24 protein-coding genes are annotated in these 25,160 nt (G+C 68.5%); 6 read left to right on the forward strand and 18 right to left on the reverse strand.

Features of this window, described 5'->3' with window-relative positions; genetic code table 11:
- Positions 1–80 precede the first annotated feature (80 nt).
- Positions 81–299: a translation initiation factor IF-1 gene (gene infA, locus R2910_10665; protein ID MEZ4413434.1), complete on the forward strand. Its 219-nt coding sequence runs from the start codon at positions 81–83 to the stop codon at positions 297–299.
- An 84-nt stretch (positions 300–383) separates the two neighbouring features.
- Here infA and R2910_10670 read toward each other — a convergent pair whose 3' ends face one another.
- From R2910_10670 to R2910_10710, 9 genes are all read right to left on the reverse strand, one after another.
- Positions 384–593 (reverse strand): cold shock domain-containing protein, encoded by a 210-nt coding sequence (locus R2910_10670; GenBank protein ID MEZ4413435.1) that lies wholly within the window; start codon positions 591–593, stop codon positions 384–386.
- 101 nt (positions 594–694) lie between these two features.
- Positions 695–2,515 (reverse strand): serine/threonine-protein kinase, encoded by a 1,821-nt coding sequence (locus tag R2910_10675; GenBank protein MEZ4413436.1) that lies wholly within the window; start codon positions 2,513–2,515, stop codon positions 695–697.
- Positions 2,478–3,041 (reverse strand): CGNR zinc finger domain-containing protein, encoded by a 564-nt coding sequence (locus R2910_10680; protein ID MEZ4413437.1) that lies wholly within the window; start codon positions 3,039–3,041, stop codon positions 2,478–2,480. Before R2910_10680 ends, R2910_10675 begins: the two co-directional genes overlap by 38 nt.
- The gene (locus R2910_10685) at positions 3,038–4,375 is read right to left on the reverse strand and encodes a GGDEF domain-containing protein (GenBank protein ID MEZ4413438.1); all 1,338 of its coding nucleotides are present in this window, start codon (positions 4,373–4,375) and stop codon (positions 3,038–3,040) included. The genes R2910_10680 and R2910_10685 overlap by 4 nt, the downstream gene beginning before the upstream one ends.
- A 63-nt stretch (positions 4,376–4,438) precedes the next feature.
- Positions 4,439–5,047, reverse strand: coding sequence for an HD domain-containing protein (locus R2910_10690; protein ID MEZ4413439.1), 609 nt, complete (start codon positions 5,045–5,047; stop codon positions 4,439–4,441).
- Between the two features lie 19 nt (positions 5,048–5,066).
- Positions 5,067–5,705, reverse strand: a complete 639-nt coding sequence (queE, locus tag R2910_10695; GenBank protein ID MEZ4413440.1) for a 7-carboxy-7-deazaguanine synthase — start codon at positions 5,703–5,705, stop codon at positions 5,067–5,069.
- Entirely contained in the window at positions 5,702–6,394 is a 693-nt protein-coding gene (gene queC, locus R2910_10700; protein MEZ4413441.1) for a 7-cyano-7-deazaguanine synthase QueC, read from the reverse strand. The genes queE and queC overlap by 4 nt, the downstream gene beginning before the upstream one ends.
- Before the next feature lie 21 nt (positions 6,395–6,415).
- Positions 6,416–7,318 (reverse strand): TIGR01777 family oxidoreductase, encoded by a 903-nt coding sequence (locus R2910_10705; GenBank protein ID MEZ4413442.1) that lies wholly within the window; start codon positions 7,316–7,318, stop codon positions 6,416–6,418.
- A 42-nt stretch (positions 7,319–7,360) separates the two neighbouring features.
- Positions 7,361–8,197 (reverse strand): hypothetical protein, encoded by an 837-nt coding sequence (locus R2910_10710; GenBank protein ID MEZ4413443.1) that lies wholly within the window; start codon positions 8,195–8,197, stop codon positions 7,361–7,363.
- A 120-nt stretch (positions 8,198–8,317) separates the two neighbouring features.
- Here R2910_10710 and R2910_10715 point away from each other — a divergent pair, with 120 nt between their 5' ends.
- Together R2910_10715 and R2910_10720 are read left to right on the forward strand one after the other, a co-directional pair.
- The gene (locus R2910_10715; GenBank protein ID MEZ4413444.1) at positions 8,318–10,213 is read left to right on the forward strand and encodes a M1 family metallopeptidase; all 1,896 of its coding nucleotides are present in this window, start codon (positions 8,318–8,320) and stop codon (positions 10,211–10,213) included.
- Positions 10,210–10,620: a hypothetical protein gene (locus R2910_10720; GenBank protein ID MEZ4413445.1), complete on the forward strand. Its 411-nt coding sequence runs from the start codon at positions 10,210–10,212 to the stop codon at positions 10,618–10,620. Before R2910_10715 ends, R2910_10720 begins: the two co-directional genes overlap by 4 nt.
- Here the strand turns inward: R2910_10720 and R2910_10725 are convergent.
- Positions 10,617–11,738 carry a site-2 protease family protein gene (locus R2910_10725; protein ID MEZ4413446.1) on the reverse strand — a complete coding sequence of 374 codons (1,122 nt, stop codon included), beginning with the start codon at positions 11,736–11,738 and terminating at the stop codon, positions 10,617–10,619. The two genes, R2910_10720 and R2910_10725, sit on opposite strands and share 4 nt — an antisense overlap.
- A 146-nt stretch (positions 11,739–11,884) precedes the next feature.
- On the opposite strand from R2910_10725, the gene speA reads away from it, so the two are divergent.
- Complete coding sequence (gene speA / locus R2910_10730; GenBank protein ID MEZ4413447.1) at positions 11,885–13,816, forward strand: biosynthetic arginine decarboxylase; 1,932 nt, start codon at positions 11,885–11,887, stop codon at positions 13,814–13,816.
- A 3-nt stretch (positions 13,817–13,819) separates the two neighbouring features.
- Here speA and R2910_10735 read toward each other — a convergent pair whose 3' ends face one another.
- Positions 13,820–15,106: a citrate synthase gene (locus R2910_10735; protein ID MEZ4413448.1), complete on the reverse strand. Its 1,287-nt coding sequence runs from the start codon at positions 15,104–15,106 to the stop codon at positions 13,820–13,822.
- A 92-nt stretch (positions 15,107–15,198) separates the two neighbouring features.
- On the opposite strand from R2910_10735, the gene R2910_10740 reads away from it, so the two are divergent.
- Both R2910_10740 and R2910_10745 read left to right on the forward strand, forming a co-directional pair.
- On the forward strand, positions 15,199–16,104 hold the full coding sequence (locus R2910_10740) for an ADP-ribosylglycohydrolase family protein (GenBank protein ID MEZ4413449.1): 906 nt from the start codon (positions 15,199–15,201) through the stop codon (positions 16,102–16,104).
- 87 nt (positions 16,105–16,191) lie between these two features.
- Positions 16,192–17,712, forward strand: a complete 1,521-nt coding sequence (locus tag R2910_10745) for a M20/M25/M40 family metallo-hydrolase (GenBank protein ID MEZ4413450.1) — start codon at positions 16,192–16,194, stop codon at positions 17,710–17,712.
- An 82-nt stretch (positions 17,713–17,794) separates the two neighbouring features.
- Here R2910_10745 and queF read toward each other — a convergent pair whose 3' ends face one another.
- The 7 genes from queF to R2910_10780 all read right to left on the reverse strand — a co-directional run bounded on the left by queF (position 17,795) and on the right by R2910_10780 (position 25,112).
- Positions 17,795–18,187 (reverse strand): preQ(1) synthase, encoded by a 393-nt coding sequence (gene queF, locus R2910_10750; protein MEZ4413451.1) that lies wholly within the window; start codon positions 18,185–18,187, stop codon positions 17,795–17,797.
- Between the two features lies 1 nt (position 18,188).
- Positions 18,189–20,045, reverse strand: coding sequence for an acyl-CoA dehydrogenase family protein (locus tag R2910_10755; protein MEZ4413452.1), 1,857 nt, complete (start codon positions 20,043–20,045; stop codon positions 18,189–18,191).
- Positions 20,046–20,070: 25 nt separating this feature from the next.
- Positions 20,071–20,727 (reverse strand): TetR/AcrR family transcriptional regulator, encoded by a 657-nt coding sequence (locus tag R2910_10760; protein MEZ4413453.1) that lies wholly within the window; start codon positions 20,725–20,727, stop codon positions 20,071–20,073.
- 282 nt (positions 20,728–21,009) lie between these two features.
- A complete protein-coding gene (gene dinB, locus R2910_10765; GenBank protein ID MEZ4413454.1) occupies positions 21,010–22,218 on the reverse strand; it encodes a DNA polymerase IV in 1,209 nt (402 codons plus the stop codon).
- 4 nt (positions 22,219–22,222) lie between these two features.
- Entirely contained in the window at positions 22,223–23,212 is a 990-nt protein-coding gene (locus R2910_10770; GenBank protein ID MEZ4413455.1) for an SMP-30/gluconolactonase/LRE family protein, read from the reverse strand.
- 14 nt (positions 23,213–23,226) lie between these two features.
- Entirely contained in the window at positions 23,227–24,291 is a 1,065-nt protein-coding gene (locus tag R2910_10775; protein MEZ4413456.1) for an ABC transporter ATP-binding protein, read from the reverse strand.
- On the reverse strand, positions 24,288–25,112 hold the full coding sequence (locus R2910_10780) for an ABC transporter permease (protein MEZ4413457.1): 825 nt from the start codon (positions 25,110–25,112) through the stop codon (positions 24,288–24,290). Before R2910_10780 ends, R2910_10775 begins: the two co-directional genes overlap by 4 nt.
- Positions 25,113–25,160: the final 48 nt, after the last annotated feature.

Below are 25,160 nucleotides of genomic sequence, written 5' to 3' on the forward strand. Positions count from 1 at the left end.
GTCCGCGGGGCAAGATTCCCCGCGTTCCCGTAGCGGCCCGGAGGTCGGGCCGTGAGTGTCCCAACAGTGGAGTGGCTTGGATGGCGAAAGAAGAAGGCATCGAGATGGAAGGGGTGGTGACGGAAGTCCTCCCCGATCGTAACTACCGGGTGTTGCTGGAGAACGGCCACTCGATCCTGGCGTACGCCGCCGGCAAGATGAGCAAGTTCAAGATCCGGGTGCTCGAGGGAGACCGGGTCAGCGTGGTCCTCTCGCCCTACGACCTGACCCGGGGCCGGGTGACCTACCGCCACAAGTAGCCTGGCGCACGCCACAGCCCCACCAACGACGCGGGCCGCTCCTGAGGAGCGGCCCGCTGACGTTTTGGTCACTGCCCGATGGAGCTAGACCTTGACGACGTTCTCGGCGGCGGGGCCCTTTGCACCCTGCACGATATCGAACTCGACCTTGTCGCCTTCGGCCAGGCTGCGGAAGCCCTCGGCCGAAATTGCCGTGTGGTGGACGAAGCAGTCCTTCTCGCCGCTCTCGGGGGTGATGAAGCCGAAGCCCTTCGCGTCGTTGAACCACTTCACGGTGCCGGTTGTACGTGCCATGAGTCCTAACTCCAGTGTGGTGTGTCCATAACGCCCGGACAGGATGTCCCGGGCGGCTTGCCGGTGTGGCCCGGACAATTTCCGGCAAAATCCCGGTCAAGTCAAGAGGAGCCGCCCGAGCCGCCGCCCCGCCACCAGCGCGCCGCCGCCCTCGCCCATTCGCCGCTGCGCTCCCGGACCTTGCGCCCCATGGCCCGCTGCAGGGCCTGCAGGAACTCGGCAGCCGAGGGGTACCGCGCCTCGACCTCGTTGCGCATCGCGCGCTGGAGGACCTGTTCGAGCGCCTCCGGCACGTCCGGCCGCCTGGCGCGCAGGTCGGGGAACCGGTCGGCGGTCTGGCGCGCGAGGACCTGCTCCGGCGTCCCGCCGGGAAACGGGGTTTCTCCCATCAGGACGAAATAGGCCACGGCCGCCAGGCTGTAGAAATCGCTCCGCTGGTCCACGCGCTCACCCAGGAGCTGTTCGGGGCTGGCGAACTGTGGCGTGCCGCTCTGGCTGGTGGCGCCGCCGAACTTCCCCTCGCCGCGCAGGGCGAGGGCCAGGCCGAAGTCGGTGATGCGCAGCGTCCCGTCCGGGGCCAGGAGGAGGTTCTCCGGCTTGATGTCGCGGTGCACCAGCCCTGCGCCGTGGGCGTGCGCGAGGGCGAGCAGCGCCTGGTGCAGCATCTGGAGGACCAGGTCGAGGGGCAAGGGGCCCTCCCGGTCCACCAACTGCGCCAGGTTCGGGCCTCGCACGTATTCCATGGTGTACCAGAGCAGCCCCGCGCGGCCGCCGATGTCGTAGATGTCCACGATGTTCGGGTGATGAAGGCGCGCCGCGAGCTGCGCTTCGCGCCGGAACCGTTCGACGACCGGCGCCTCGGCGGTCAGGTACGGGTGGAGCACCTTCAGCGCGACCTCGCGCTCCAGGTGGAGGTCGCGCACCCGATAGACCCGGCCAAACCCGCCCGCCCCCAGTGCCTCGAACAGCTCGTAGTCGTCGCCGAGTGCCCGACGGAGGCGCTTTTCCCAGTGTTCGGTGTCCTGGAGCGGCGCGATCTCGCCGGGCGAGACGGCAGGACTCTCGTAGGTCCCGGCGTCCGAGGCGAAGTCCTCGAGCATTTCGGCGGGCGTGAGGTAGCGATCGTCGGGCGCGGCGCGCAGCGCCCGCAGCAGGATGCGGTCGAACGCCTTCGGAGACGTCGGGCGCAGCAGGGAGGGGCGCTCCACCGCCCGCGGGTCGAGCGGTGGCTCCCGGCCGGTGATGGCGTAGTAGATGATCGCCCCGGCCGTGAAGACGTCGCTGGCGGGATCGCCGCGCCCGCCCTCCCGCAGTTCCGGCGCCATGAACTCGAGCCCGGTGGGCTGGTGCCCCGCCGGGATCGTCGACAGGGTATAGCTGCAGTATCGGAGGTCGGTCACGGTGCCCCGGCCGGTGGGGCCGAGGAGGAGCGACGCCGGGACGATGCGCCGGACGATGATGCCACGGCTGTGCGCGTGGTCGAGTGCCGCGAGGATGTCCCTGGCCAGCGCGTGCACGGTGGGAATCGGCCGTGGTCCGCGCTGCAGCGCGTCGAGGGCGCTCTCTCCGTCGATCCAGCTGCCGGTGCGGTAGGCAAGATCGCCGATGATCCCCGCGTCGTAGGCATGCCGGATGGCGGGGTGGTCCAGCTGTGCGAGCGCCTCTGCCTCGCTCAGGAACCAGGCGCGGACGATGCTGTCCGGATACATGTTGACCCGCAGGCTCACCCGCCGCTTGAGCGTGAGGTCATACGCCTGGAAGAGCACCCGCTCGCGGGAGGCGGCCACCATGTGATCGAGACGGTAGCGGTGCCCCAGCGCCGCCCGGGTGCGTTCGGTGTACAGACCGGGGTCGGTCAGCGCCATGAGGTCGAGTGCCTGGGAGTCAGTGGAATGCCCGCCGTCGATCGACGCGGACGGCATGCACCCCGGGTTCTGCGCTGCACCAGGTGCGGCCATGGTCCGGCGACCGGTCGACAAAATAGAGCGAGCATGGCTCCGCGCGGCAGCGGTGCACGCGGACCGCCGGATCGGAAAGCGTGTGGGCGGCGCTTCCTGCAATGGCTTCGAGGGCGGTGGCGGTACGAAGCGGTGCGAAGCCCAGGTGCCAGGCTCCACCCACGCGTGTCAGCTGCTGACGCCCCGCCGTCCGGGAGAGGACCTGGTTGATTTCATGGATGGCGGCGGCCGGGGGCTGGCGGTCCACCGAGAGCGCGGCGGCGACCGTCAGGAGGCGGGCGCGGAAGGCGAGGACCTGCTCGAACGGGAGGTCCTCGGCGTCGGAGCCGAGCTTTTCCGCCTTGGTCCAGCGATGGTATGCGGAGGCGTCGCCGAGCCCGTCGGGTGGGTCAGCCTCCCGGCCACGCGCGGTGTTGATGAAGTCGATCCAGACCGCGTCACCAAGCAGGATGAATTCGGGATCGGACAGGGTTGCCTCCCGTCGGCTCAGAAGTCGCCGGCGACCTCGGCACGGTTTCCGCCGGCGCGCTTGGCCTTGTACATCGCGGCGTCGGCGGCGGCCATCAGGCTGCTCACGGTGGTGCCGTGGCCCGGCGCGGCGGCGACCCCGATGCTGACCGTGACCGGGCGCCCCAGCCCGAGTGCCGCGAGCTCGGCAAGCCCAGCCTGCACACGCCCGACCAGCACCATCGCCTCTCGTGGGGAGGTCATCGGGAGCATGACGAGGAATTCGTCACCGCCAAGCCGACCGACCACGTCGGGCTGACGGCACTGCTGCTTGAGGAGCAGTCCGACCGCCCGGAGCAGGTCGTCGCCGGCGGCGTGCCCGCCGTTGTCGTTGACGAGCTTGAAGTTGTCGAGATCGAGCAGGATGACCGTGGTGTCGAGCTTGTGGCGCGTCGAGCGGGCGAGCTCGGCTCCGAGTCGCTCCTCGAGGGCCCGCCGATTCATCAGCGCCGTGAGTTCGTCGGTGTTGGCCGCGGTCTGCAGCTGCTCGACGAGGTGGGCGTTCTTCAGGGCGATCGCGGCGGCAAAGGAGAGGGTTCCCGCGAGGTCGAGTTCGGCTGGTCCGTACTCGCGGTCATTGAGGCGGGGGCCCAGCAGCAGGACGGCAAGCCGTTCGGTGCCGGCGTCGAGGGTCACCACGAGTTCCGTCGTCGGAGGCGCCAGCGCGGCGACCGCGATCTCCTGGCCGCCGATGGCTCCCGCCCCCGTGGGCAACACCGTGTCGAGCAGCGCGCGGGAAATGGGTGCGGGCCGAATCCGGTCGTCGAGCGACCGGAAGATCCTGGGCTCGTACACGTCTCCCGTCGGGCGCAGCAGGCAAGCCCACCACGTGAAAAACACTTCCGCCATGAAATCGAGGATCAGCTGCTCGGTTTCCGCCGACGAATGGACGGAGCTGAGCAGCCGGGCCACCTGGCGGAGGGCGCGGAGCTGGAAGGTGGCGTCATCGAGCGCCGATTGACGCTCCAGCAGCACGCTGCGCAGCTCCACGACCACCGACAGCCCGTGCGCCAGCGGCAGCGCCACCGCACGCAGCCGCGCAGCCAGGTCCGGTCCGGCGCTGATGACCACTTCGGTGTCGCCGCTCCGGATCTTGGCGACGGTCACCGCCGTGTCGAGCGCATCCCGCGGCCCAATGCGCGGCACGGGCCCGAGCGGCGTGGAGATGTCGAACCAGATGTCGGTGGAGTTGAAGCGACCAACCAGGGCATCACGGCAGCGCTCAAACAGCTCCGCGTCGCTGCGGGAGAGTCGGCAGGCTGCCGCGAACGCGCTGGGGAGCGTACCAAGCGCAGATGCAGCGACGGATTGATCCATCCCCAATTATACCGGGAAGACGCTCCGACCGCCAAGGCGACGTGACCGCGGTCACGTCCACCGTCAGCGGTCGATCTGCAGCAGGACGGCGAGTTCCCGGGTCATGGCGTTCAATTCATCGAGCATGCCTCGATTGTGCCACTCGCGGCGGGAGTCGAGGTGATCGGCGATGGCGCCGAACCACCAGAGCGTGTCGCTCGGGGACGCGTCGGGATCGGCGTGCAGGTATTCGGCCCCCAGCCGGCGCACCACGCGGATGGCCGCGCCGCAGTTGTGCAGTTCGTCGGCGGCGCAGATGTCGAGCCCGCGCGGTTCCGCGTCCGCAATCTGGATCAGGAACTCGCGCTTGCAGGTACGCCACGCGCGCAGGCGGCCGAGGGCATCGTGCCGGGGCTCGAGGACGTCGCAGGCGGTGGCCACCACGACCGGCCCGAACTTCTCGAGCACCTTCGCCTCGAGCTCCTCCCGCTCGTGCGGGGCCGCTTCCTCGAGGACGCGGTGCAGGATGCCGGCAACCACGGTCAGGTCCTCGCAGCCGTAACGCGCGAGGATGATGGCGATGTTGGCGGGATGCGCCAGGTAGGCCATGGTTCGGTCCGGCCCCTGGACGGTGCCGTAGTGCTTGGCGGCGAAGGCCAGCGCGTGGTTGATGCGATCCGAGTATCCGTGCATGGGACCCTGTGGGTGGGAGTCAGGGAAGTCCGATGAGTTTGTGCGTCTGCAGGCTCAGGCGCCATGATGGATGCGCAAGGCAGTAGGCAGCGGCCTGGGCGGTGTGTTCCCGGCGTCGTGGCCCGTCCATCGGCTGCAGGAAGCGATGCGTGAATTCGAGGGCCTCGAAGGCGTCGGGCGGCGCATCGGGTTGGGGAAAGACCAGCTTCAATTCGTCGCCACGCCGCAGCTGTACGGGCGCCCCGGCCTTGGGGCTGACGCAAATCCAGTCGAGCCCCGGTGGAGCCGCCTGCGTTCCGTTGGTTTCCACCGCCACCACGAATCCCGCCGCATGCAGGGCGTCCACCGCCGCGGCATCGAGCTGCAAGAGCGGCTCACCCCCGGTGCAGACGACGTAGGGAATGCCATCCCCCGGAGCGGCGGGCCAGGCGGCGGCGACCGCCGCCGCGAGTGCTGTCGGCGTCGTGAAGCGTCCGCCGCCGGGCCCGTCCGTTCCGACAAAATCGGTGTCGCAGAAGTTGCAGGTGGCGCTGGCGCGGTCCGCCTCGCGGCCGCTCCAGAGATTGCAGCCGGCAAACCGGCAGAACACCGCCGGCCGCCCGGCGTGAGCGCCCTCACCCTGCAGCGTGTAGAAGATTTCCTTGACGGCGTAGCTCATGCCGGGAGGTACCGGGCGGGATCAGGCTGCCCGACTGCCCGGAAGCCCTCGAGTCGGAGCTGGCAGGCGTCGCATCGGCCGCACGACACGCCGTCCGGCGCGGGATCGTAGCAGCTCAGTGTCATCCCGAAGTCGACGCCCAGCTCGAGTCCGCGGGCGATGATGTCCGCCTTGCTCATCGCGAGCAGCGGGGCGTGAATCGACATCCGCCGGCCCTCGACGCCTGCCCGCGTGGCCAGGTTGGCCATCCGCTCGAACGCCTCCACGAATGCCGGCCGGCAGTCAGGGTAGCCGCTGTAATCCACGGCGTTGATTCCAAGAAAGATGTCGGCGGCGCCCAGCACCTCGGCGCAGCCGAGGGCGTAGGAGAGGAAGATCGTGTTGCGAGCGGGGACATACGTGATCGGAATGCCGTCGGCGCGCGCCGCGGCGTCGCGGTCCTTGGGGACCGGAAGGTCGTCGGTGAGTGCGGACCCCCCGAACGCGCGCAGGTCGATCTCGATGATCCGGTGCGAGGCGGCACCGAGGTGACTAGCGACCGCGGCGGCGCTTGTCAGCTCGACGGCGTGACGCTGACCGTAGCGGAAGCTCAGGGCATGGCAGGCAAATCCCTCCGCACGGGCGACAGCCAGTGTCGTGGCGGAATCGAGACCTCCGCTCAGGAGGACGACGGCCGGGGGAGAGGGCATCCCGCAAAGATACCACGGGATTCAGCGGTCGAGGACTGCGCGCAGCGCCTCGGGGAGGGTAGGGTAGCGGAATTCGAAGCCGCCCTCGAGCAGTCGTGCGGGGGCCACCCGCTGGCTGGCGAGGAGGGCGGCATCGGCCATTTCGCCGAAGAGGAGCCGGAGGGCGAAGGCGGGCGCCGGCACCAGGGCGGGCCGGTGGAGCACCTCGCCGAGGCGGTCGGCGAAGTCGGTGTTGCGGACAGGGTTGGGCGAGACCGCATTGACCGGGCCGGTCATCCGCGCATCCTCGAGCGCCCGCAGGACGATCCGGACGGCATCTTCGATGGCGACCCAGCTCATCCACTGCCGCCCGTTCCCGATGGGGCCACCGGCCCCGAGCAGGAAGGGCTTCACCATCCGTGGCAGGGCGCCGCCATCTGCCGCCAGGATGATCCCGAAGCGGAGATTCACGACGCGGATGCCGGCGTCGCGGGCCGGTGCCGTCGCTGCCTCCCACTCCTTGCCGACCTCGGAAAGGAAGTCGGCGCCGAGCGAGCTGTCCTCGTTGAGGACCTCGTCGCCCCGGTTGCCGTAAATCCCGATGGCGGAGGCGGACACGAGCACCTCGGGCCGGGTGGGGAGGCTGGCGAGGGATTCCGACAGCAGGCGGGTGCCCAGGATCCGGCTGCTCCGGATGCGAGCCTTCTTGTCGGCGCTCCACCGGCCTTCGGCGATCGGCTCGCCGGCGAGGTGGACGGCCCCCGTGACGCCGGCGAGGGCATCGGTGTCGATGGTGCCGTTGGAGGGGGCCCACCGGACCTCGCCGGCGCCGGGGGCTCGGCGCACCAACGAACGGTGCCCCCACCCCGCGGCGGTCAGCGCTGGGAGCAGCGCGGATCCGAGCAGGCCGGAGGCACCTGAGATAACGACGGTTCTGGTCATCATCTCTATTATACGTCACATGCGGGACAAAGGTCCCGTGAGCGGTTACGAGACGGTGAAGGTGACCGCCATCCCATGGACGAAGTGCGGCGCCCCGTCAGCGGCAGGGACAAAACAGATCAGCCCGTAGGTGCCGGGTTCGAGAGTGGCGGTAAAGTTCTCCACCTGACCTGGGGCCATCCCGGCCACGCCGCCAACCGGAGCGCCGGGAGGCGGCCCCTGTTCCCCTCCTGCATACCAGGCTCCAACCTGTTCCGCCGTCATGCCCGGAGCCAGCTTGACCAGCACCGCCTCGTGTACCTCCTTGCCCTGGTTCGTCACGGTGAAGGTGTGGGTGCCCGCCGCGGGGGGCTGGGAGAAGGCGAAACTGTAGTCGAGCATGGTGAGCTGGATGTCGCCGGCGGGAAGCGCGGCCACCGGGCCGGTGGCGGGCTGGACCTCCATGCCCAGGACCATTCCCTTCGCCATGTGCGGGACGCCGTCCGGAGAAGGGATGAAGCAGACCACGGCATAGGTGCCGGGCTCGAGAACGAGGGTGGTGTTCGCCTCGCCGCCCGGGGGGGCGGCGTTCGGGCCGCCAACAGACACACCCCACGCCGGCGGAGGTCCCGCGGACTGGAGCGCGGTCATGTAGTCGCTCACGGTCTTGCCGTCCTCGAGGCGGATCAGGGTCGCGTGGTGAATCTCGGCCCCCTGGTTGACCAGTGTGAATGTGGTCAAGCCCGCGTGGACAGGGGCGGCTGGCAGCTGATAGCCGAAGTCAGTGGCGGTGATGGCGACTTCCTGCGGCGTGGCGGCGATGGGAGTCGTCGTCGCCGGGGCGGGTTCCTTGGTGCAGGCCGCGGCACTGAGACCCAGGAGCAGCAGGGGAACGAGACGCATACGAGTGGATTCTCCAAGGGGGTGGGTGGCAACGGGCCAACAGGGCCGGACCATGAGCGGCTTACTGACGGGCCAGCCGGCGCGTATGTTTCACGAATAGACTCCGTCTGGAGATACCACGTGATCCGTCTTCTCGCCAGAGGCGCCCTCGCCTCGCTGCTGACCGCCACTGGGCTCGCCGCCCAGGGATGGCAAGTCTCCCCCTTCCGCCCCCTCAACCTGCCGGGCCTCAACGAGTACCGTGCCGCCAGCGGTCGGCCGGGCCACGCCTACTGGCAGCAGCGGGTGGACTACCGGATCGATGCAACCCTGGACCCGGCGGCCAACGAGGTGCGTGGCCGGGAGGTGATCTCGTACCACAACCGCTCCCCGGACGCGCTGCCCTACCTGTGGATGCACCTGGAGCAGAACATGTGCGCGCCCGGGAGCGTCACCTCCCAGCTCGACCAGCCACCGCTCGTCTTCCTCGGCTCTACCTTCGACTTCTCCTGCCAGGGATTTGCGGGTGGGTTTGTGCTCGACACCGTGCTCGTGGCCGGCCGCCCGGTGACGCCCGTGGTGTACGGCACCACGATGCGGCTCGACCTGCCGGCGCCGATGGCCGCGGGCGCCGCGCTCGACATTGTCATCCGGTGGCGGTTCAAGGTGCCTGCCTTTGGCGGCGGCCGGATGGGTCGCGACGGCACGCTCTACGAGGTGGCGCAGTGGTATCCGCGCCTTGCGGTGTACGACGACCTCCGCGGCTGGAACCACGATCCGTATATCGGGGCAGGGGAGTTCTACCTCGAATACGGGCGGTTCGATGTCTCGTTGACCGTCCCCGCCGGCTATATCGTGGCCGCCACCGGCACGCTGCAAAACGCCGGCGAGGTCCTGACGGCCACTCAGCGCAAGCGCCTCGCCAAGGCGGCGACCTCGACCACGCCAATCGCGGTCATTTCCAAGGCCGAGGCCGGGAACCCTGGCCGCACTCGCCCCACGGCGACCGGCACCCTCACCTGGCGCTTCAGCGCCGACAGTGTGCGCGACTTCGCGTTCGCCGCGAGCCCCGACTTCCAGTGGGATGCGAGCGCCTGGGATGGGATTGCGATTCACACTCTCTACCGGCCCTCGGCCACGATCTGGGCTGAAGCCAACAGGATGACCAACGAGGCGCTGGCCTACTACAGTACCCAGTGGTTGCGGTACCCGTACCCGCAGTTCACCAGCATCGAGGGGCCGATCGAGGGGATGGAGTACCCGATGATCACCTTTGATCCCGCCGGCCCCAACCGGGAAGATGTGCATTGGGTGCTGGCGCACGAACTTGGGCACCAGTGGGTCCCGATGGTGGTCGGCTCCAACGAACGCCTCTATCCCTGGATGGACGAAGGGTTCAACACCTTCATCGACCTGGCCAACGCCGCGCGGTACTTCAAGGGCACCGCCTACGGCGACTCGATCGAAGTCCACCCCCTGCACCTCTATCCCGACCATGCCGGGCCGGGGGAGCAGCCGCTCGGCCTCCGGCCGGTGGAGGTGCAGGACCTCTTCTGGGCCGGCTACCAGAAGCCGGCGCTGATGCTGCAGCTCCTGCGGTACGAGGTGCTGGGCCCGCAACGGTTCGACGCCGCGTTCCGCCAGTATCTGGCCGCGTGGGCGTTCCGCCACCCGTCGCCGGCGGACTTCTTCCGCCTGATGCGTGACGCCTCCGGGATGGACCTCGACTGGTTCTGGCGGGAGTGGGTGCTGACGACCACGCAGCTCGACCAGGCGGTGGACAGCGTCGCGACCGAGAGCGGGGGCGTCACGGCGGTCAGGCTCGCCAGCCTCGGCACCATGGTCATGCCTGCGGAGCTGAAGCTCACCTTTGCCGACGGGTCCTCGGAGGTGGTACGGCTGCCGGTCGAAATGTGGAACCTGGGTCCACGCTTCACCTATCGCGTGCGCGGGAAACCCGCCGTCAGGAGTGCGGAACTCGACCCCCGGCATGCGCTGCCCGACGTGGACCGCGCCAACAACCGGTTTCCCCGGTGACCGGGCGGGACGCGGGCAACCTGGAAGCGTTCCTGCGCGAGGAGGGGGCCCCGGATGCCGTGGTGCGAGGCGGGCTCGAGGTGCTGCTCGCCGGGTGGGAGCGGACAGTCGCGGCCGTCGAGGAAGGCTATGGCGGGGACTACGAGGACTACCTCAGCGACCTGGATGGCCGCCAGCTGCTGGCCCAGGCACTCGAGCGGGTGACGAGAGACCAGGCGGCGCAATTCTCGGAGAAACTGGCCGAGCTCGACCGGCGGATCCGCGCCGTCACGGCACCGGTGGAGCGGTGCCTCTGGGGCAACATCGTGGCGGACGAGGAAGGATGGAGCCCGGAGGACAACTGGTGGTACTTCGTCAAACCGCTGCGCGGTCCCGAGGCCTTCCTCGCGGAGTTTCCGGCGGCCTAGACGCTCCGCTGCGGGAAGTGAATCCCCGCCTGGCGCACCAGCAGGACGTCCTTCACGTTGTCGCCGGTCAACAGGCCAACCAGGGTACCGCCCCGGTCAACGACCGGGAGCGCAGGGAGTCCACTCTGGACCAGGCGTTCCAGCGCAGCGTCGAACGGCAAGTCCAGCGGTAGCGGCACAATTCCTGGATCCATGGCCCGCTCGACGCTCGCCGCTGCTCCCAGCTGCGAGAGGCCGCGGATCAGTCCGTCGCGGGTCAACAGCCCTTCGATCTTTCCCCAGTTGTCGACCACGGGAAACTCGCCCTGCTCGCCGGCCAGGAGCGCGTCCACCGCCTGCTGCAGCGTGGCGTGCACCGGGAGGGCAACGAACTGGGTGATCATCAACTCCCGCACCGTCAGCCCGCGCCCCGCAGTGCGGGTCTCCACCGCGGCGCCCTCCGCGCCCGCGGCCAGATAGACGAAAATCGCGATGAGCACCAGCACGATGTTCGGCCCGAGTCCCCACCTGGAAAAGAACCCGAGGCCCCAGGCGCCCAGCACGATGGCGCCGCCCTGGCCCACGCGGGCCGCGATGCGGGTGGCCCGCTGCAGGCCCACGCGCATGGCGAGCAGCGCGCGCAGCATGCGGCCGCCATCCATTGGGAAGATCGGCAGGAGGTTGAAGAGGAGCAGCGCCACGTTGATCCAGAGGAGCTGCTGGGCGAGGCCAGGCTGCGAGGGATCGAGCTGCCCCGAATCGAGGGGCGCGCCGGCCAGCCGCAGTGCGGCGAAGATGAGCAGCGCGATGGCAAGGGTGACGGCAGGGCCGGCGGCGGCGATCAGCAGTTCCTGCCGCGGCTCCTCGGGCATCCGCTCGAGGCGGGCCAGCCCGCCGATCGGGAGGAGAATGACGTCGGGGGTCCGCACGCCGAAGCGTCGCGCCATCAGGATGTGCCCGAATTCGTGGAGCAGCACGCAGGTGAAGAGGCCCAAAAGGAAAATCACCGCCTGGACGGCCGCCGCCCGCCCGCCGTCGGCGTAGGCGGCGTAGCCCCACCACGCGACCAGCGCGAGGAAGGTGATGTGCACCTTGACGTCGGTGCCGTTGACCCGCCCGATTCGGAACGACCACTGCATGCCTGCTCCTGGTAACAAGTGACCCCGAAATCTCGCCCGGTCGGGCCCCCGGCGCGAGGCGTCGGGAATCTCGCGGGGGGCCGGTTCTTTCGGGGGGAGGCCGTGGGCATTAACATTGAGGCCGATTCCTCAGCAGGAGCACCGCGATTACGACCGTCACGCCGCCGAACGCCCCGCCCGCCAGTTGGACGTCCAAGGACGCCGAGAAGCTCTACAACATGCCGGGCTGGGGCCTGGGCTTCTTCCGGATCAATGCGGAGGGCCATGTCACGGTGCATGCCGATGGCGACCCCGCGCGCGGCCTCGACCTCTATCAACTGGCCATGGACCTCCAGGCGCAGGGTGTCGGGCTGCCGCTGCTGCTCCGCTTCTCCGACATCCTGCGTGCCCGCATCTCCCAGCTGGCCGAGGTGTTCAGCCGGGCCATCACGGAGTTCGGGTACACCGGGTCGTACACGACGGTGTATCCGATCAAGGTCAACCAGCAGCGCCACGTCGTGCAGGAAATCGTCGAATTCGGCGCCGCCCACGGCGTCGGCCTGGAGTGCGGCAGCAAGCCGGAGCTGCAGGCCGTCCTCGGCCTGCACGAAAGCACGCAGCACCTGATTGTCTGCAACGGCTACAAGGACGAGGAATTCATCCGGCTGGCCCTCATGGGACAGCGCCTGGGCCACCAGGTGTTCATCGTGGTGGAGCAGCTCCACGAACTGGACCTGTTGTTGTCGGTGGCCGACGAGATGGGGATCGTGCCGACCCTTGGCGTGCGCATCAAGCTGGCCACCGAAGGGTCGGGTCGCTGGGCCAAGAGCGGCGGGGAGAAGTCCAAGTTTGGCCTCAGCGCCGTGGAACTGATGCGGCTGCTGACCAAGCTCGATCGACTCGGCCGGAAGGACCTGCTCCGGCTGGTGCACTTCCACCTCGGCAGCCAGATCACCGACATCCGCCACGTGAAGGCCGGGCTGGAGGAGATCACCCGGTACTACGGCGAGATCCACGCGATGGGCTTCCAGCTGACCCACGTGGATGTCGGAGGGGGCCTCGGCGTGGACTACGACGGGTCGCGCTCGACCCGGCCCGCCAGCGTGAACTACACCATGCGGGAATACGCGAGCGACGTGGTGTACACCATCGGCACCGCCTGCCAGGAGCGGGACTTGCCGATGCCGCACCTGATCTCGGAGTCGGGTCGGGCGCTCACGGCGCACCACTCCCTGCTGCTGGTAAACGTGATCGATGTCGAGAGCCAGGTGGAGCCGGTGCCGCCCGTCCTCGGCGACGAGCCGCACGTGCTCCTCCGGGAGATGTCGGAAAACCTCGAAGGGTTGAGCATGGAGCGGCTCGACGAGGCGTTCCACGACGTCATCTTCGCCAAGGAACGGACCAACGAATACTTCGCGAGCGGCGTGTTCACGCTCCGGGACAAGGCCGACGCCGAGCAGCTGTATCTCTGCACGCTGACGGCCATGCAGCAGCTGCTCGGCGACGACCGCACCTCCCATCCCGAAATCACGGCCCACATCGACGCCACCCTGGTGGACCGGTACTTCTCCAACTTCTCGGTGTTCCAGTCCCTGCCGGACAACTGGGCCATCGACCAGCTCTTCCCGATCATGCCGATCCACCGGCTCAACGAGCGACCGACGCGCCGGGGCACGGTCCAGGACATCACCTGCGACTCCGACGGCGTCATCGACCGCTTCGCGGGGGGGCGCAAGGGCAAACCCTCGCTGGAGTTGCACGCCTGCGCCGACGGCGACGCCTATGTGCTCGGGTTTTTCCTGACCGGTGCGTACCAGGAGATCCTGGGCGACCTCCACAATCTCTTCGGTGACACCAACGCCGTGCACGTCCGCATGACGCCGCAGGGATACCAGGTGACCGACCTGGTGCACGGGGACACGGTGACCGAGGTCCTGAACTATGTCCAGTTCCACGCCTCCGACCTGCTGGCCACCTGGCGCCGTAAAGTGACCGCGGCCCGGGATCTCTCCCGGGCCGAGGCCAATTCCTTCATTGCGGATTATGTCGCCGGGCTCGAGGGATACACCTACCTCGAGGGCGAGGCTCGGCGCGAGTAGCGCCTACTTCCGCTTCTCGATCGGCAGGAACGGCCGGGATTCCGCCCCGGTGTAGATCTGCCGCGGGCGGGCAATTTTCTGCTCCCCGTCGGTGATCATCTCCTCCCACTGCGCCAGCCAGCCCGGCATCCGCCCGAGGGCAAAGAGCACCGTGAAGTAGTCGGTCGGGTAGCCCATCGCCTGGTAGATGAGCCCGGAGTAGAAGTCCACGTTCGGGTAGAGCTTCCGCTTGACGAAGTACTCGTCGGACAGCGCGATCCGCTCGAGTTCCACCGCGATTTCGAGCTTCGGATTCAGCCCCGTCTCCGCAAAGACCTCGTCTGCCACCCGCTTGATCAGCTTGGCCCGGGGGTCGTACGACTTGTAGACCCGGTGGCCGAAGCCCATCAGCCTTCCCTCGCCCGCCTTTACCCGCTCGATGAACGCCGGGATGTTCTTCTTCTCGCCAATTTCGTCGAGCATGCGGAGCACGGCCTCGTTGGCGCCACCGTGGAGGGGGCCGTAGAGGGCGGCGATGCCGGCGGAGATGGCCGAGAAGGGGTCGACGCCGGACGAGCCGACGCCGCGCACGGCGCTCGTCGAGCAGTTCTGCTCGTGGTCGGCGTGCAGGATCAGCAGGATCTCAAGCGCGCGCTGCAGCACCGGGTTCGGCTTGTGCTGGCCGCCGATGCTGAAGGTCATGTTGACGTAGTTGCCGATGTAGTCGAGATCGTTCCGCGGGAACTGGTACGGCAGTCCGCGCGTCTGCCGGAAGACGAACGCCGCCAGGGTCGGGATCTTGGCCATGAGCCGGACCCGCTGGACGTAGCGGTTTTCCGGGTCGTGGATGTTCTTGGCGTCGGGGTAGAAGGTCGAGAGCGCCCCGACCACGCCGAGCAGCATCCCCATGGGGTGGGCGTCGTACCGGAACCCCTCGAGGAACTTGATGATGTTGGTGTGGACGTAGGTGTGGTAGACGATGTCGTTCTGCCACTTGGCCAGCTGCGGTGCGGTGGGAAGCTCCCCCTCGGACAGCAGGTACGCCACCTCAAGGAAGCTGGCCTTGTCGGCGAGCTCCTCGATGGGGTAGCCGCGGTAGCGGAGGATGCCCCGATCGCCGTCGATGTACGTGATGGCGCTCTTGCAGGAGGCGGTGTTGGTGAAGGCCGGGTCGTAGGTCATCAACCCGAAATCCTCGTCCGACGTCTTGATCTGGCGCAGGTCCATGGCCCGCACGGTCCCGTCGGCGATTGGCAGCTCGTAGCTCTTGCCTGTTCGGTTGTCGATGACGCTCAGAGATTCGTTCGACACAGAGCGGTCCTTATGGTGAGAAGGTGTTGCGGTGACGGCTGGAAAATAGCCGGGAAGCAGGCCGGGGCAAAGCCGGTTACGTTTGTTGGCCGATGCCTTCCGCTCCTCTCACCATCGCCGAGCGCGCCCGCGGCGCCCTCCTCGGACACGCCGCCGGGAACGCGCTTGGTGTACCCACCGAGTTCCTTGGCAGCCCCGAGGCCATCCTGGCGGCATTTCCGGGTGGCGTGCGTGACATCATCCGGCGTGACACCCCCGAGAGTCCTTTCGACGACGACGTCGCCATGGCGCTCCTCCTCGCCGAGGAGCTCCTGACGGGTGATGTGGACCTGGAGCGCCTCGCCCAGCGCTGGATCTCCTGGCTCGACGCCGATGGCCGGGGGGCCGGCGTCTGGACCCGGACCGCCCTGAACCATATCCGGACCCACGGCTCCCCTCCCTCCGGCACCGGGGGGCGCGCGCCCAACGGCGCGGTCATGCGCGCCCTCCCGGTCGCCATCGCGACCCGCGGTTCACCGCGGAACCTCGTGGCGGGCACCTGGCACACCGCCGCGCTGACCCATCCCGACGACCGGTGCACCTGGGGGGCCGTGGCGGTCAACGTCGCCGCGGCAGAGCTGCTGGCGGGCCGCCGGGATTTCCTCGCCGACGTGATCGAAGTGCTGCGCGTCAACGAAGCCCCGGCAGAATTGATGGCCGCCATCCGCCGCGTGCCGCTCGAGCGGCGGGAGGAGCTTCCGATCCTTGGCGACCGGGCGTGGGATGCCGTCAGCTGCGTGGAAATTGCGCTCTGGGCGGCGTGGAATGAACCGAACCTCGAGTCGGCCCTGATTTGGCTTGCCAACGCCGGGGGCGACACCGACACCAACGCCGCCGTGGCGGGCGGACTGCTCGGCGCCCGGGACGGCGAGGCGGCGATTCCCGAACGGTGGATCGCGGCGCTTCCCGAGGTGGACCGGCTCCGGACGATTGCGACCGGGCTGGTCGGGGAAGCGTGAGCGGCCTCCTCTCGCGTTTCGGCTCCCCGTGCGATATATCTCCCTTCTACCCCCGAACCTCGTCCCCGAATCGGAAGGCCCAGATCGATGACACGACGATTCCTGATGCTCTTGACCCTCGCCGCCACTCCACTCGCCGCCCAGACGGTGGACACCACCGGCACCGGCGCCCTGATCGGCGAGGCGATGAACAAGTCGCAGGTGATGACGACCCTCGAGTTCCTCACCGACGTCATCGGCCCCCGGCTGACTGGTTCGGCGGCCATGAAGCAGGCCAACGACTGGACCGAGGCGCAGTTCAAGCTCTACGGCCTCTCCGCCACGCAGGAGTCGTATGAGTACGGTGTGACCTGGGAGCGGGGTCCGATCGCGTTCAAGATCGACGCGCCGTTTCCCCGCAACCTGACCGCGCACAGCTGGGCGTGGACCGCCGGGACCGGCGGCAAGACCCTGACCGGCCCCGTCGTCCTGGTGGATGCGTCGACTCCCGAGAGCCTCGCCGTGTACAAGGACAAGATCAAGGGCGCCTGGCTGATGCTCCGCCCCGCCGCCGACATCTGGAATCCGGACGGCCCCCCGATGACCGCGGCCGACTCCGCCGCCGCACAGGCGGAGCGCGAGGCGCGGATGGCCGCGTTCCGCGCCGGAGGCCGGGACACCACCGAGGCTGGACGCCAGGCGCGGCGCCAGTTTGCGGTGGACCGCAACTACCTGCTGAAGCAGTACGGTGCGCTCGGCGTCCTGACGGATGCCGGGAAGGAATACGGCCTCATGAACATGTCGGGTTCTCCCTACAGCGTGTCGCCGCTTCCGAACGTGGTCATTGCCCACGAAGACTACGCCGGGTTCAGCCGCCTCCTGGAGCACGGTGTCACGCCGAAGGTCTCCGGCCGGGTGGACAACACGCTGGGCACCAAGCCGGTGATGCAGTGGAACACCATCGGCGAGATCAAGGGCACGGAATGGCCTGATCAGGTCGTGATTCTCGGCGCCCACCTCGACAGCTGGGACCTTGGCACCGGGACGACCGACAACGCCACCGGCTCCATGGTGGTGATGGAGGCCGCCCGGGTCATCATGGCGAGCGGGCTCAAGCCGAAGCGGACCATGCGCTTCATCCTCTTCAGTGGCGAAGAGGAGGGGTTGCTCGGCTCGGCGGCCTACGCGGCCCAGCACGCCGCCGAGGCGGACAAGATCCAGGCGGTCCTGGTGCTCGACAACGGGACCGGCATGATCACCGGCATGGCGTTGCAGGGCCGCAACCAGGATGCCCAGCTCTGGACCGACCTGCTCGCGCCTGTCGCGTCGCTCGGGGCGGACAAGGTGCGCGAGGGGAACAAGGGGGGCACCGACCACCTCTCGTTCATCCCCTACGGGGTGCCCGGCTGGAACTACGACCAGGAATCCCGCGGGTACAACCACACCCACCATTCGCAGATCGATACCTACGATCACGCGGTGCCGGGCGACCTGCGCCAGGCGTCGGCGGTGATGGCGGTGACGGCGTTCGAGCTGGCCAACCTGCCGGTGCTGCTGCCCCGCGGGCCGACCCGGGAAGTGACGCCGCGGACCATCACGCCCCCCAGCCCTGGATTGGCGGCCAAGTAGTCGCCACCGGCCGGGCGGGATATCAAAGAGCGGTGCGGGGAGTCTCCCCGCACCGCTCTTTGCGTTGGATCCTGCGGCCGCGTCAGCCGGGCGTCGGCAACGTCACGCTGCAGGTGGTCAGGAAACCGCCCCGGACGTTGTAGTCGGTTTCCACCGTGATGGTCTGGGGCGCGAGCACCTTGAAGAGGTCCTCGGCGATCTTCGCCGTGGCGTGCTCCTGGTAGATGCCGACGTTGCGGTAGCTCGTCACGTAGTACTTCAGGCTCTTGAGCTCGATGCAGGTCTTGCCCGGCACGTAGGACACCGTCAGCGTCGCAAAGTCAGGGAGCCCGCTATAGGGACAGACGGCGCTGAATTCGTCGGTGGTGGTGACGATGTGCTGCGCGGGCCCGTCGTACGGGAAGGTCTCGAGCACGGCGACGTCGACGTGCTCGGGACCCGTGAACGGGAGGGAACGGCCTTCCGGCGTGGCCATGCTACTTGTCCCGGACCATGCCGGATTCCACCCAGGCATACTTGCCGGCCGTGGTGTTCTGCGCGACAGCGTAGTTCATGACGTCCTCGTTGTCGAAGAGGGCGGCGAAGCGGTCGTCGATCTTGCGGCGCGAATTCCGCGCGAAGGCATCGGCCAGCTCGATGGGCGAGCGGTCGGCCGGGTTCTTCTTCACCATCGCCTGCGCGCGGCTGACCGTGGCGGAAATGGCGAAGAGCTCCGCACCGATCTCGACCAGCCGGCCGAGGACTGCCTGCCGCTTCTCCAGCTTCGGTCCAAACCGGATCATGGCGTGGAAGAGCGACCGGGCCAGCTTGCGCGAGCGCCGTTCCGCGTAGCGAAGGTGCGTGGCCAGCGGGCCGAACTCGCCGTAGCCGAAGCGGCCCTTGAGGCCGATCCAGAGCTTCGGGTACCAGAGGGCGTAGAAGGCCCCGGCGCGGAAGAGCGCCTTCACCTTGGTCCCGGTGGACGACTTCGGGTCGATCAGCGCGCCGGCCACCTTGAGGTGCGTGTCCACCGCCTCGCGGGCGATGAAGAGGCGCATGATCTCGCTGGAGCCCTCGAAGATCAGGTTGATGCGATAGTCACGCATCATTCGTTCGACGGGGTCGGGGCGCTCGCCGCGGCTCCGCAGGCTGTCGGCCGTCTCGTAGCCACGCCCGCCCTTGATCTGCAGCAGGTCGTCCACGATCCGCCACCCGACCTCGGAGTTCCACATCTTGGCCATGGCGGCCTCGAGGCGGATATCCACGGTGCCCTTGTCCGCCATCAGTGAGGCGAGATCGCTGACCGAGTCCATGGCAAAGGTATCGGCCGCCATCCTGCCGAGCTTCTGCGCGACGGCGTCGTGCTTGCCGATGGGGGCGCCCCACTGCTGGCGCTCCGCGGCCCAGGTGCGGGCGATCTCGAGGGAGCGCTTGGCCCCGGCGGCGCAGGAGGCGGGCAGGGTAAGGCGGCCGGTGTTGAGGGTGATCAGCGCGAGCTTGAGACCCTTGCCCTCACCCCAGATGATGTTCTCGGCCGGCACCTTCACGTTGGTGAAGCGGATCAGGCCGTTCTCGATGGCCTTGAGCCCCATGAAGTGCAGCCGCTCGACCACCTCGACGCCTGGCCAGTCGGTCTCGACGATGAAGGCGCTGATTTTCTTGCCGGTTCGCGCCATGACCACCATCAACTCGGCGATGGTGCCGTTGGTGCACCAGAGCTTCTCGCCATTGAGGATGTAGTGGCTGCCGTCGTCGGACAGGACCGCCGTCGTGGCCACGCCGGCCGGATCGGAACCGACCCCGGTCTCGGTGAGCGCAAACGCGGAGATGGCGCCCTTGGCGAGGCGGGGGAGGTACTTCTTCTTTTGCGCGTCGGTGCCGAACAGCTTGAGCGGCACCGGCACGCCGATCGACTGGGCGGCGGAGAGGAGCGCGGTCATGCTGCCGTCGTTGCTCGTCACCAGGCTGATGGCCTTGGTGTAGCTGTACTGGCTCAGCCCCATCCCGCCGTACTCCTCGCCGATCTTGAGCCCGAACGCGCCCATCTGGCGGAGTTCCTCGACGATCTCGGGCGGGATCTTGCCTTCGCGGTCGATCTTGTCGCTGTCCACCTTTTCGCGCATGAACTTCTCGAGCCGCTCCATCAGCGGCTTGGCCTTGGCCAGGTCCGCGGGGTCGGGCTCGGGGAAGGGATGGATCAGGTCGAGGTCGTAGTCTCCCTCGAAGAGCTCACGGACGAAGCTCCGTGACGACCATTCCTGCTCGCGTGCGGCCTCGGCGACGTCACGGGCTTCCTGCTCGGTCGTCTTCGGCGCGAGGTCGTTGTGGGTCGGCTGCTTGATGGCGGTTGTCATATGAGTCTCACGCTCAGCTAGGGAGTCAGGACGGGGACCGACCAAGCGTGCCCGAAAGCACGAGGTCGATCACGTGGCGCTTGCGCGCCTGGAGAAATTCAGGAGTCGTCGCGTTGATGCCCAGGGCGCGCAGCATCGTATGCGAATGCACCAGCGGGAACCAGCAGAGCCCGATGACACTCAGCAGGAGTTGGGCGGCCTCGCCCGAATGCTCGGGGTCGAGCGCCAATTCGTCGCGGAGGGCGGCGAGCGCTTCCTGCGCGGCCTCGACGTGCGGCGGGACCGCTTCCAGCGTGCGCCCCCCGGTCAGCGCTTCCCACTCGATCAGGCGCACGAAGTTGGGGTTGGCGGTGATGAAGTCGAAATACTCGGAGACGATGCCGGCGAGGACCCGGTCGGCCGACTCGCCGCTGGCGAGGGCCCGCTGACGGCCACTTCGAACGGCGCTCCGCACCTCCGCGAAACAGCGCTCCAGCACGGCCTGATAGAGGTCGGCCTTCGAGCCGAAACAGTACCCGGGCGTCCCCCGGGAGACCCCGGCGGCGGCGCCCACATCGTTGAGGCTCGTGGCCTCGAACCCCCGCTCGGCAAAGAGCCGCTCAGCGGCATCGAGCACCGCCTCCCGTGTGGCGCGGGATCCGGGCTTTTCGGACTCGAGCAGTTGAGGGGCAACAGAAGCCATGGTGCCTCCAGAATGGCACTTGCTTGACGTATAGCAAGTTGGCGAAATGGGGCCCAAAATACAAGCTCCCGTGGTAACTGCTGCTCAACGACAAGCTCCTGCGGTACCAGCTTGTTGACGCGAAGACGCGAAGCGGCGCGAAGGTACCGCTCGGAGCCAGCGGCCAAGCGGCCGCTGGGACTGGGAGCGCAACGGCACAACGTCTTGCACCCGTTGCACTTGCCTGTGGACCCCGGCGTTCTCCGGGGTGACGGGACCCCAACCCTCATCCCCCCGCTGCCCTCACTGCCCCGCTGCCCCGCGGCCCCTCGGCTCCGCCTTTTTCACCAGGCTCCCCGATTTGGCCGCGTCGAACCCGAACCGCTCCCTGACCTGGTCCACCGCGGCAGTCAGCTGCCGGAGTTTCGTCCGTTTCGGCGCCTCGAAGAGGTCGGCCATCGGGGGCTCGGACAGGTTCGTGGCCGCAACGCCTATCAGGCGCACGCCTCGCCCGCGCTTGCGGACTTCCTCGAACGCCGTCCCCAGCAACGCGCGTGCAGCCCCCACGATGTCCGCATCGAGGTCGGTGGCTGCCGGGAGGGTGTGGCTCCTCGTGATCGTGACGAAGTCGCCATGCCGGAGCTTGAGCGTCACCGTGCGCGCCGCCATCCGCTCGCGCCGCAGCTGGCTCGCGACGTGTGCCGAGAGGCGCAGGAGGATCCGCGCAAGCAGTTGCGGGTCGGCCGTGTCGCGGTCGAGGGTCGTCTCCCGGCTGATTGACTTCGTCTCCTGCCGGGCGCGCAGCACCCGTCCGCCGTGCCCATGTGCGCGGCGTTTCAGGTGCTTCGCCTCGGCACCGATCAGCTTTTCCAACTCCGCCACGGAACGCGCCTGGACCTGCCAGACCTCGGTCAGCCCCAGCGACGCCAGCCGTTCAGCCGTTCGCGGCCCCACCCCTGGCAGCGCCTTCAGCGGCAGGCCGGCCACGAACCCCTCCTCCCAGCCTTCCCGGACCTCCATCAATCCGCGGGGCTTGGCGGCATCGGAGGCCAGCTTGGCGATCATCCGGTTCGGGCCGACGCCGATGCTGCAGTCGAGGCCGGCCTCCGCCCGAATCGTGTCGCGGATTCGCTCTGCCACGGGCAGCAGCGACACCGGGTAGAGCCGGTCCGTCCCGGAAAAATCGAGGTAGCCCTCGTCGAGCGAGGCCATCACCACCAGGGGGGAGAACTCCTGCAGCACCCGCCGAACGGTTCGCGAGGCGCGGCGGTAGTCGTCGAAGGAGGTCTGCACGAAGGTGGCGCCGGGGCACCGCCTCGCGGCTTCGCTCGATGCCATGCCCGCCCTCACGCCGAACGCCCGCGCGCCATAGGAGGCCGACTGCACCACGCCACGTCCCTTGGGCTGTCCCCCAACGACCAGGAGGTCCACCGCGCGGAGCTCCGGGCGGAGCTGGCGGCAGACCTCCACGAAGAAGGCGTCCAGGTCGACGTGCAGGAAGCGGATGGTCACCGGGTCAAGGGAGCGTCACCGCCGCGACGCTGCCGCCCTTCACCGGCTGCCCGGTGTTGGCACCGATCGGGAAGTTCAGGTTTGCGAGATAGATCGTGTTGCCGACCCTCGTGAACTCCGCGGGAAAGCGAAGCACGTTCGCGCCGTCGGTCGGCGTGCTGGTGGCCACGATCGTGACCTCGCCGCGCGGCGAGACGCGCGCGAGGGTGTTCTGGAAGTTGGCGGTGACCCAGATGTTGTCGTCGCCGTCCACGGAGAGTCCGTCGGCGCCGATGAGCCGATCGTCCTTCACCAGGGTTGTGATGCTCTGCGGCGTCATGTCGGCGCCGACGACGAGCATGCTGATCTCACCGGTGCCCGTGTTGCCAGTATAAATGACGCCCTGGCTGTTGATGGCGATTCCGTTCACCAGGTAGCCACGGACCGGCATCGTCGTGTCGGCGGACATCGCTGTATAGCCGGTGGCGGCGGTGGAGACGGCGCCCCCCTGCATCCCAACGTAGTACAGGTTGCCGGTCGGTCCGCCGGTAATCCAGAGATGGCCGCCGGGAGTGTCGATGGCCATCGCATTGGCGCCGGTGGCGCCCGTGGCGAACAGTGTCGCGTCCTTCCTGGCATCGAAGTCCCCGGCGCCAAGCCGGCTCGCGGCCACCCGGTAGACGACCCCGGGATCGGGGACCGCGAAGTACAGGTTGCCGTCGGCGTCGGCGGTGATGCCGAGCACCGCGGTGCCCGGCGTGGTCGGCAACGTCCCGACGGCCGTCGGCACCGGGTTGGCCGGGTCGATCCGGTAGATGGTGCCGTCCTTCCAGTCGCAGACGTACAACTGGCCGGCGAATTGGGCGATCCCCTCAATGGTCGAAGCGGTGTCTCCGATCGACGTCAGAATGGACAACTCCGGCGCCTGGGGCCGCGGGGGAGGCGGGGCCGCCTTCGGCTTGTCACAGGCAGGCAGGGTGAGCACCAGCAACGAAAGGGCAACGATGGTTCGCATTGCACGACTCCTCCCTACACGAGATGGATGGCGGTCGCCTTGACGGTGACGACGACTTCGATGCCGCTCTCGAGGCCGAGCTCCGCGGCGGAGGCGGTGGTCACCGCGGCCGTCAATGGGCGGCCGGCGTCGAGATGGACGTAACTCACCGGCCCGACCCGTTCCACGCGGCTCACGACGGCAGGGAATCGGTTCCGCGCCGAGCCGGTCATCGGTTCGCGGCTGAGCATGAGATCCTCGGGACGGAGGACGGCGTGGGCCGCGCCTTCCCGCTCCGCCACCACCTCAAACCGGAGTGGCTCGCTCTCGAACCAGGCGGCGAACGGGCCCTCGCCGCTGCCGGCTGCCTGGCGGCTGACTTCCCCCCGCAGGACCGTGCCGGTCCCGATGAACCTTGCCACGAACGCCGAATTGGGGAAGCGGAAGACCTCTTCGGGGCGGCCCAGCTGCGCAATGCGGCCTTCCGCCAGCACGGCCACCACGTCGCCGAGGCGGAGCGCCTCGTCGAAGTCGTGGGTCACCTGGAGCGTGGTGACCTGTTCGTGGGTATGAATCGCGCGCAGTTCGCGGCGCAGCAGATGGCGGGTGGCGGGATCGACGGCGGCGAACGGCTCGTCGAGGAGCAGAATGCTCGGCCGCGGGGCCAGCGCCCGGGCCAGCGCCACGCGCTGCGTCTCCCCGCCGCTCAGGCCGTGGATCGACCGATCCAGCAGCGGCTCGATGCCGAGCAGGGAGGCGAGTTCCCGCACCCGTTCGAGCTGCTGGGCGCCGGGGAGGTTTCCGCGGACCAGGCCATATCGGATGTTCTCGCGGACATCGAGGTGCGGAAAGAGGTGGTAGTTCTGGTACACGAAACCGACGCCGCGCCGTTCGGGGGTCACGGTCGTCACGTCCTCGCCGTGCAGGTGCACCCGGCCCCTCGCCGGCAGGACATGGCCCGCCACCGTTTCCAGCAGCGTCGTCTTGCCGGATCCCGACGGTCCGATCAGCAACCCGTACCCGCCGCTCGGCACCTCGAAGGAGATGTCCTGCAGCAGGAACTCACCGACGCGGACGGAGAGCCCGTCGAGGCGGATCATCGCCGTTCCGCCGGCTGCAGGACCCGCACCAGGGCGAAGACGCCAAGCGCCACGGTCAGGAGGAGCAGGGCGGCGGGGATCGCCGCGGGGAGCCCGATAGTGGTGAAGCGATCGTAGATCAGGACGCTCGCCACCTGCGGGTTGTAGGTGAGCAGGACGATGGCGCCGAACTCGCTGACGGCCCGCGCCCAGGCGAGTACGGAGGCGGCCAGGATGCCGCGGCCGGCGAGTGGGAGCGTCACCCGCCGGAATACTACGGCCGGCGGATCACCGAGGGTGCGCGCCACCCGCTCGAGCCGGGGGTCCACCGAGCGAAACGCTTCGCGGGCGCCGCTGACGAGAATCGGCACCGAGACAAAGAGCATTCCGGCCACGATGCCCGGAACATGGCTGACGAACTCGATGCCGAACTTCGCGAACATCCCGCCGACCGCGGAATTCCGCCCCAGAAACAGGAGGAGCGCGATGCCGGCCACCGGATGGGGGACGACAACCGGCAGTTCCACGATCGCCTCGACGAAGCGGCGTCCGCGAAAGCTGCGGCGAGCCAGGAGATAGGCGAGCGGTACGCCGAGCAAGGCGCCGATGAGTGTCGCCGCAGTGGCCGTGCCGAGGGTCAGGCCGATGGACGCGAGCAGTTCGTGGTCGTGCAGCGCCTGGCCGAGGCTCTCGGGCGTGGCGAGGAAGAGCAGCCGGAGGAGCGGCCCCACGATGAAGAGGACGAGCAGGGCGCCCAGCGCGGACAGCGCGACCCGGCTCCATGAGAGGCGTGTCCGGATCGATGACGGGGCCCCGGAGGGCAGGCTATCTTTAGGGGTCATGGCTCGCGCGTAGCGTACGCCTCCCCGGGGCTGGCGTCAACGGCGACC

Source organism: Gemmatimonadales bacterium, assembly GCA_041390145.1.
Lineage (GTDB): Bacteria > Gemmatimonadota > Gemmatimonadetes > Gemmatimonadales > GWC2-71-9 > SPDF01.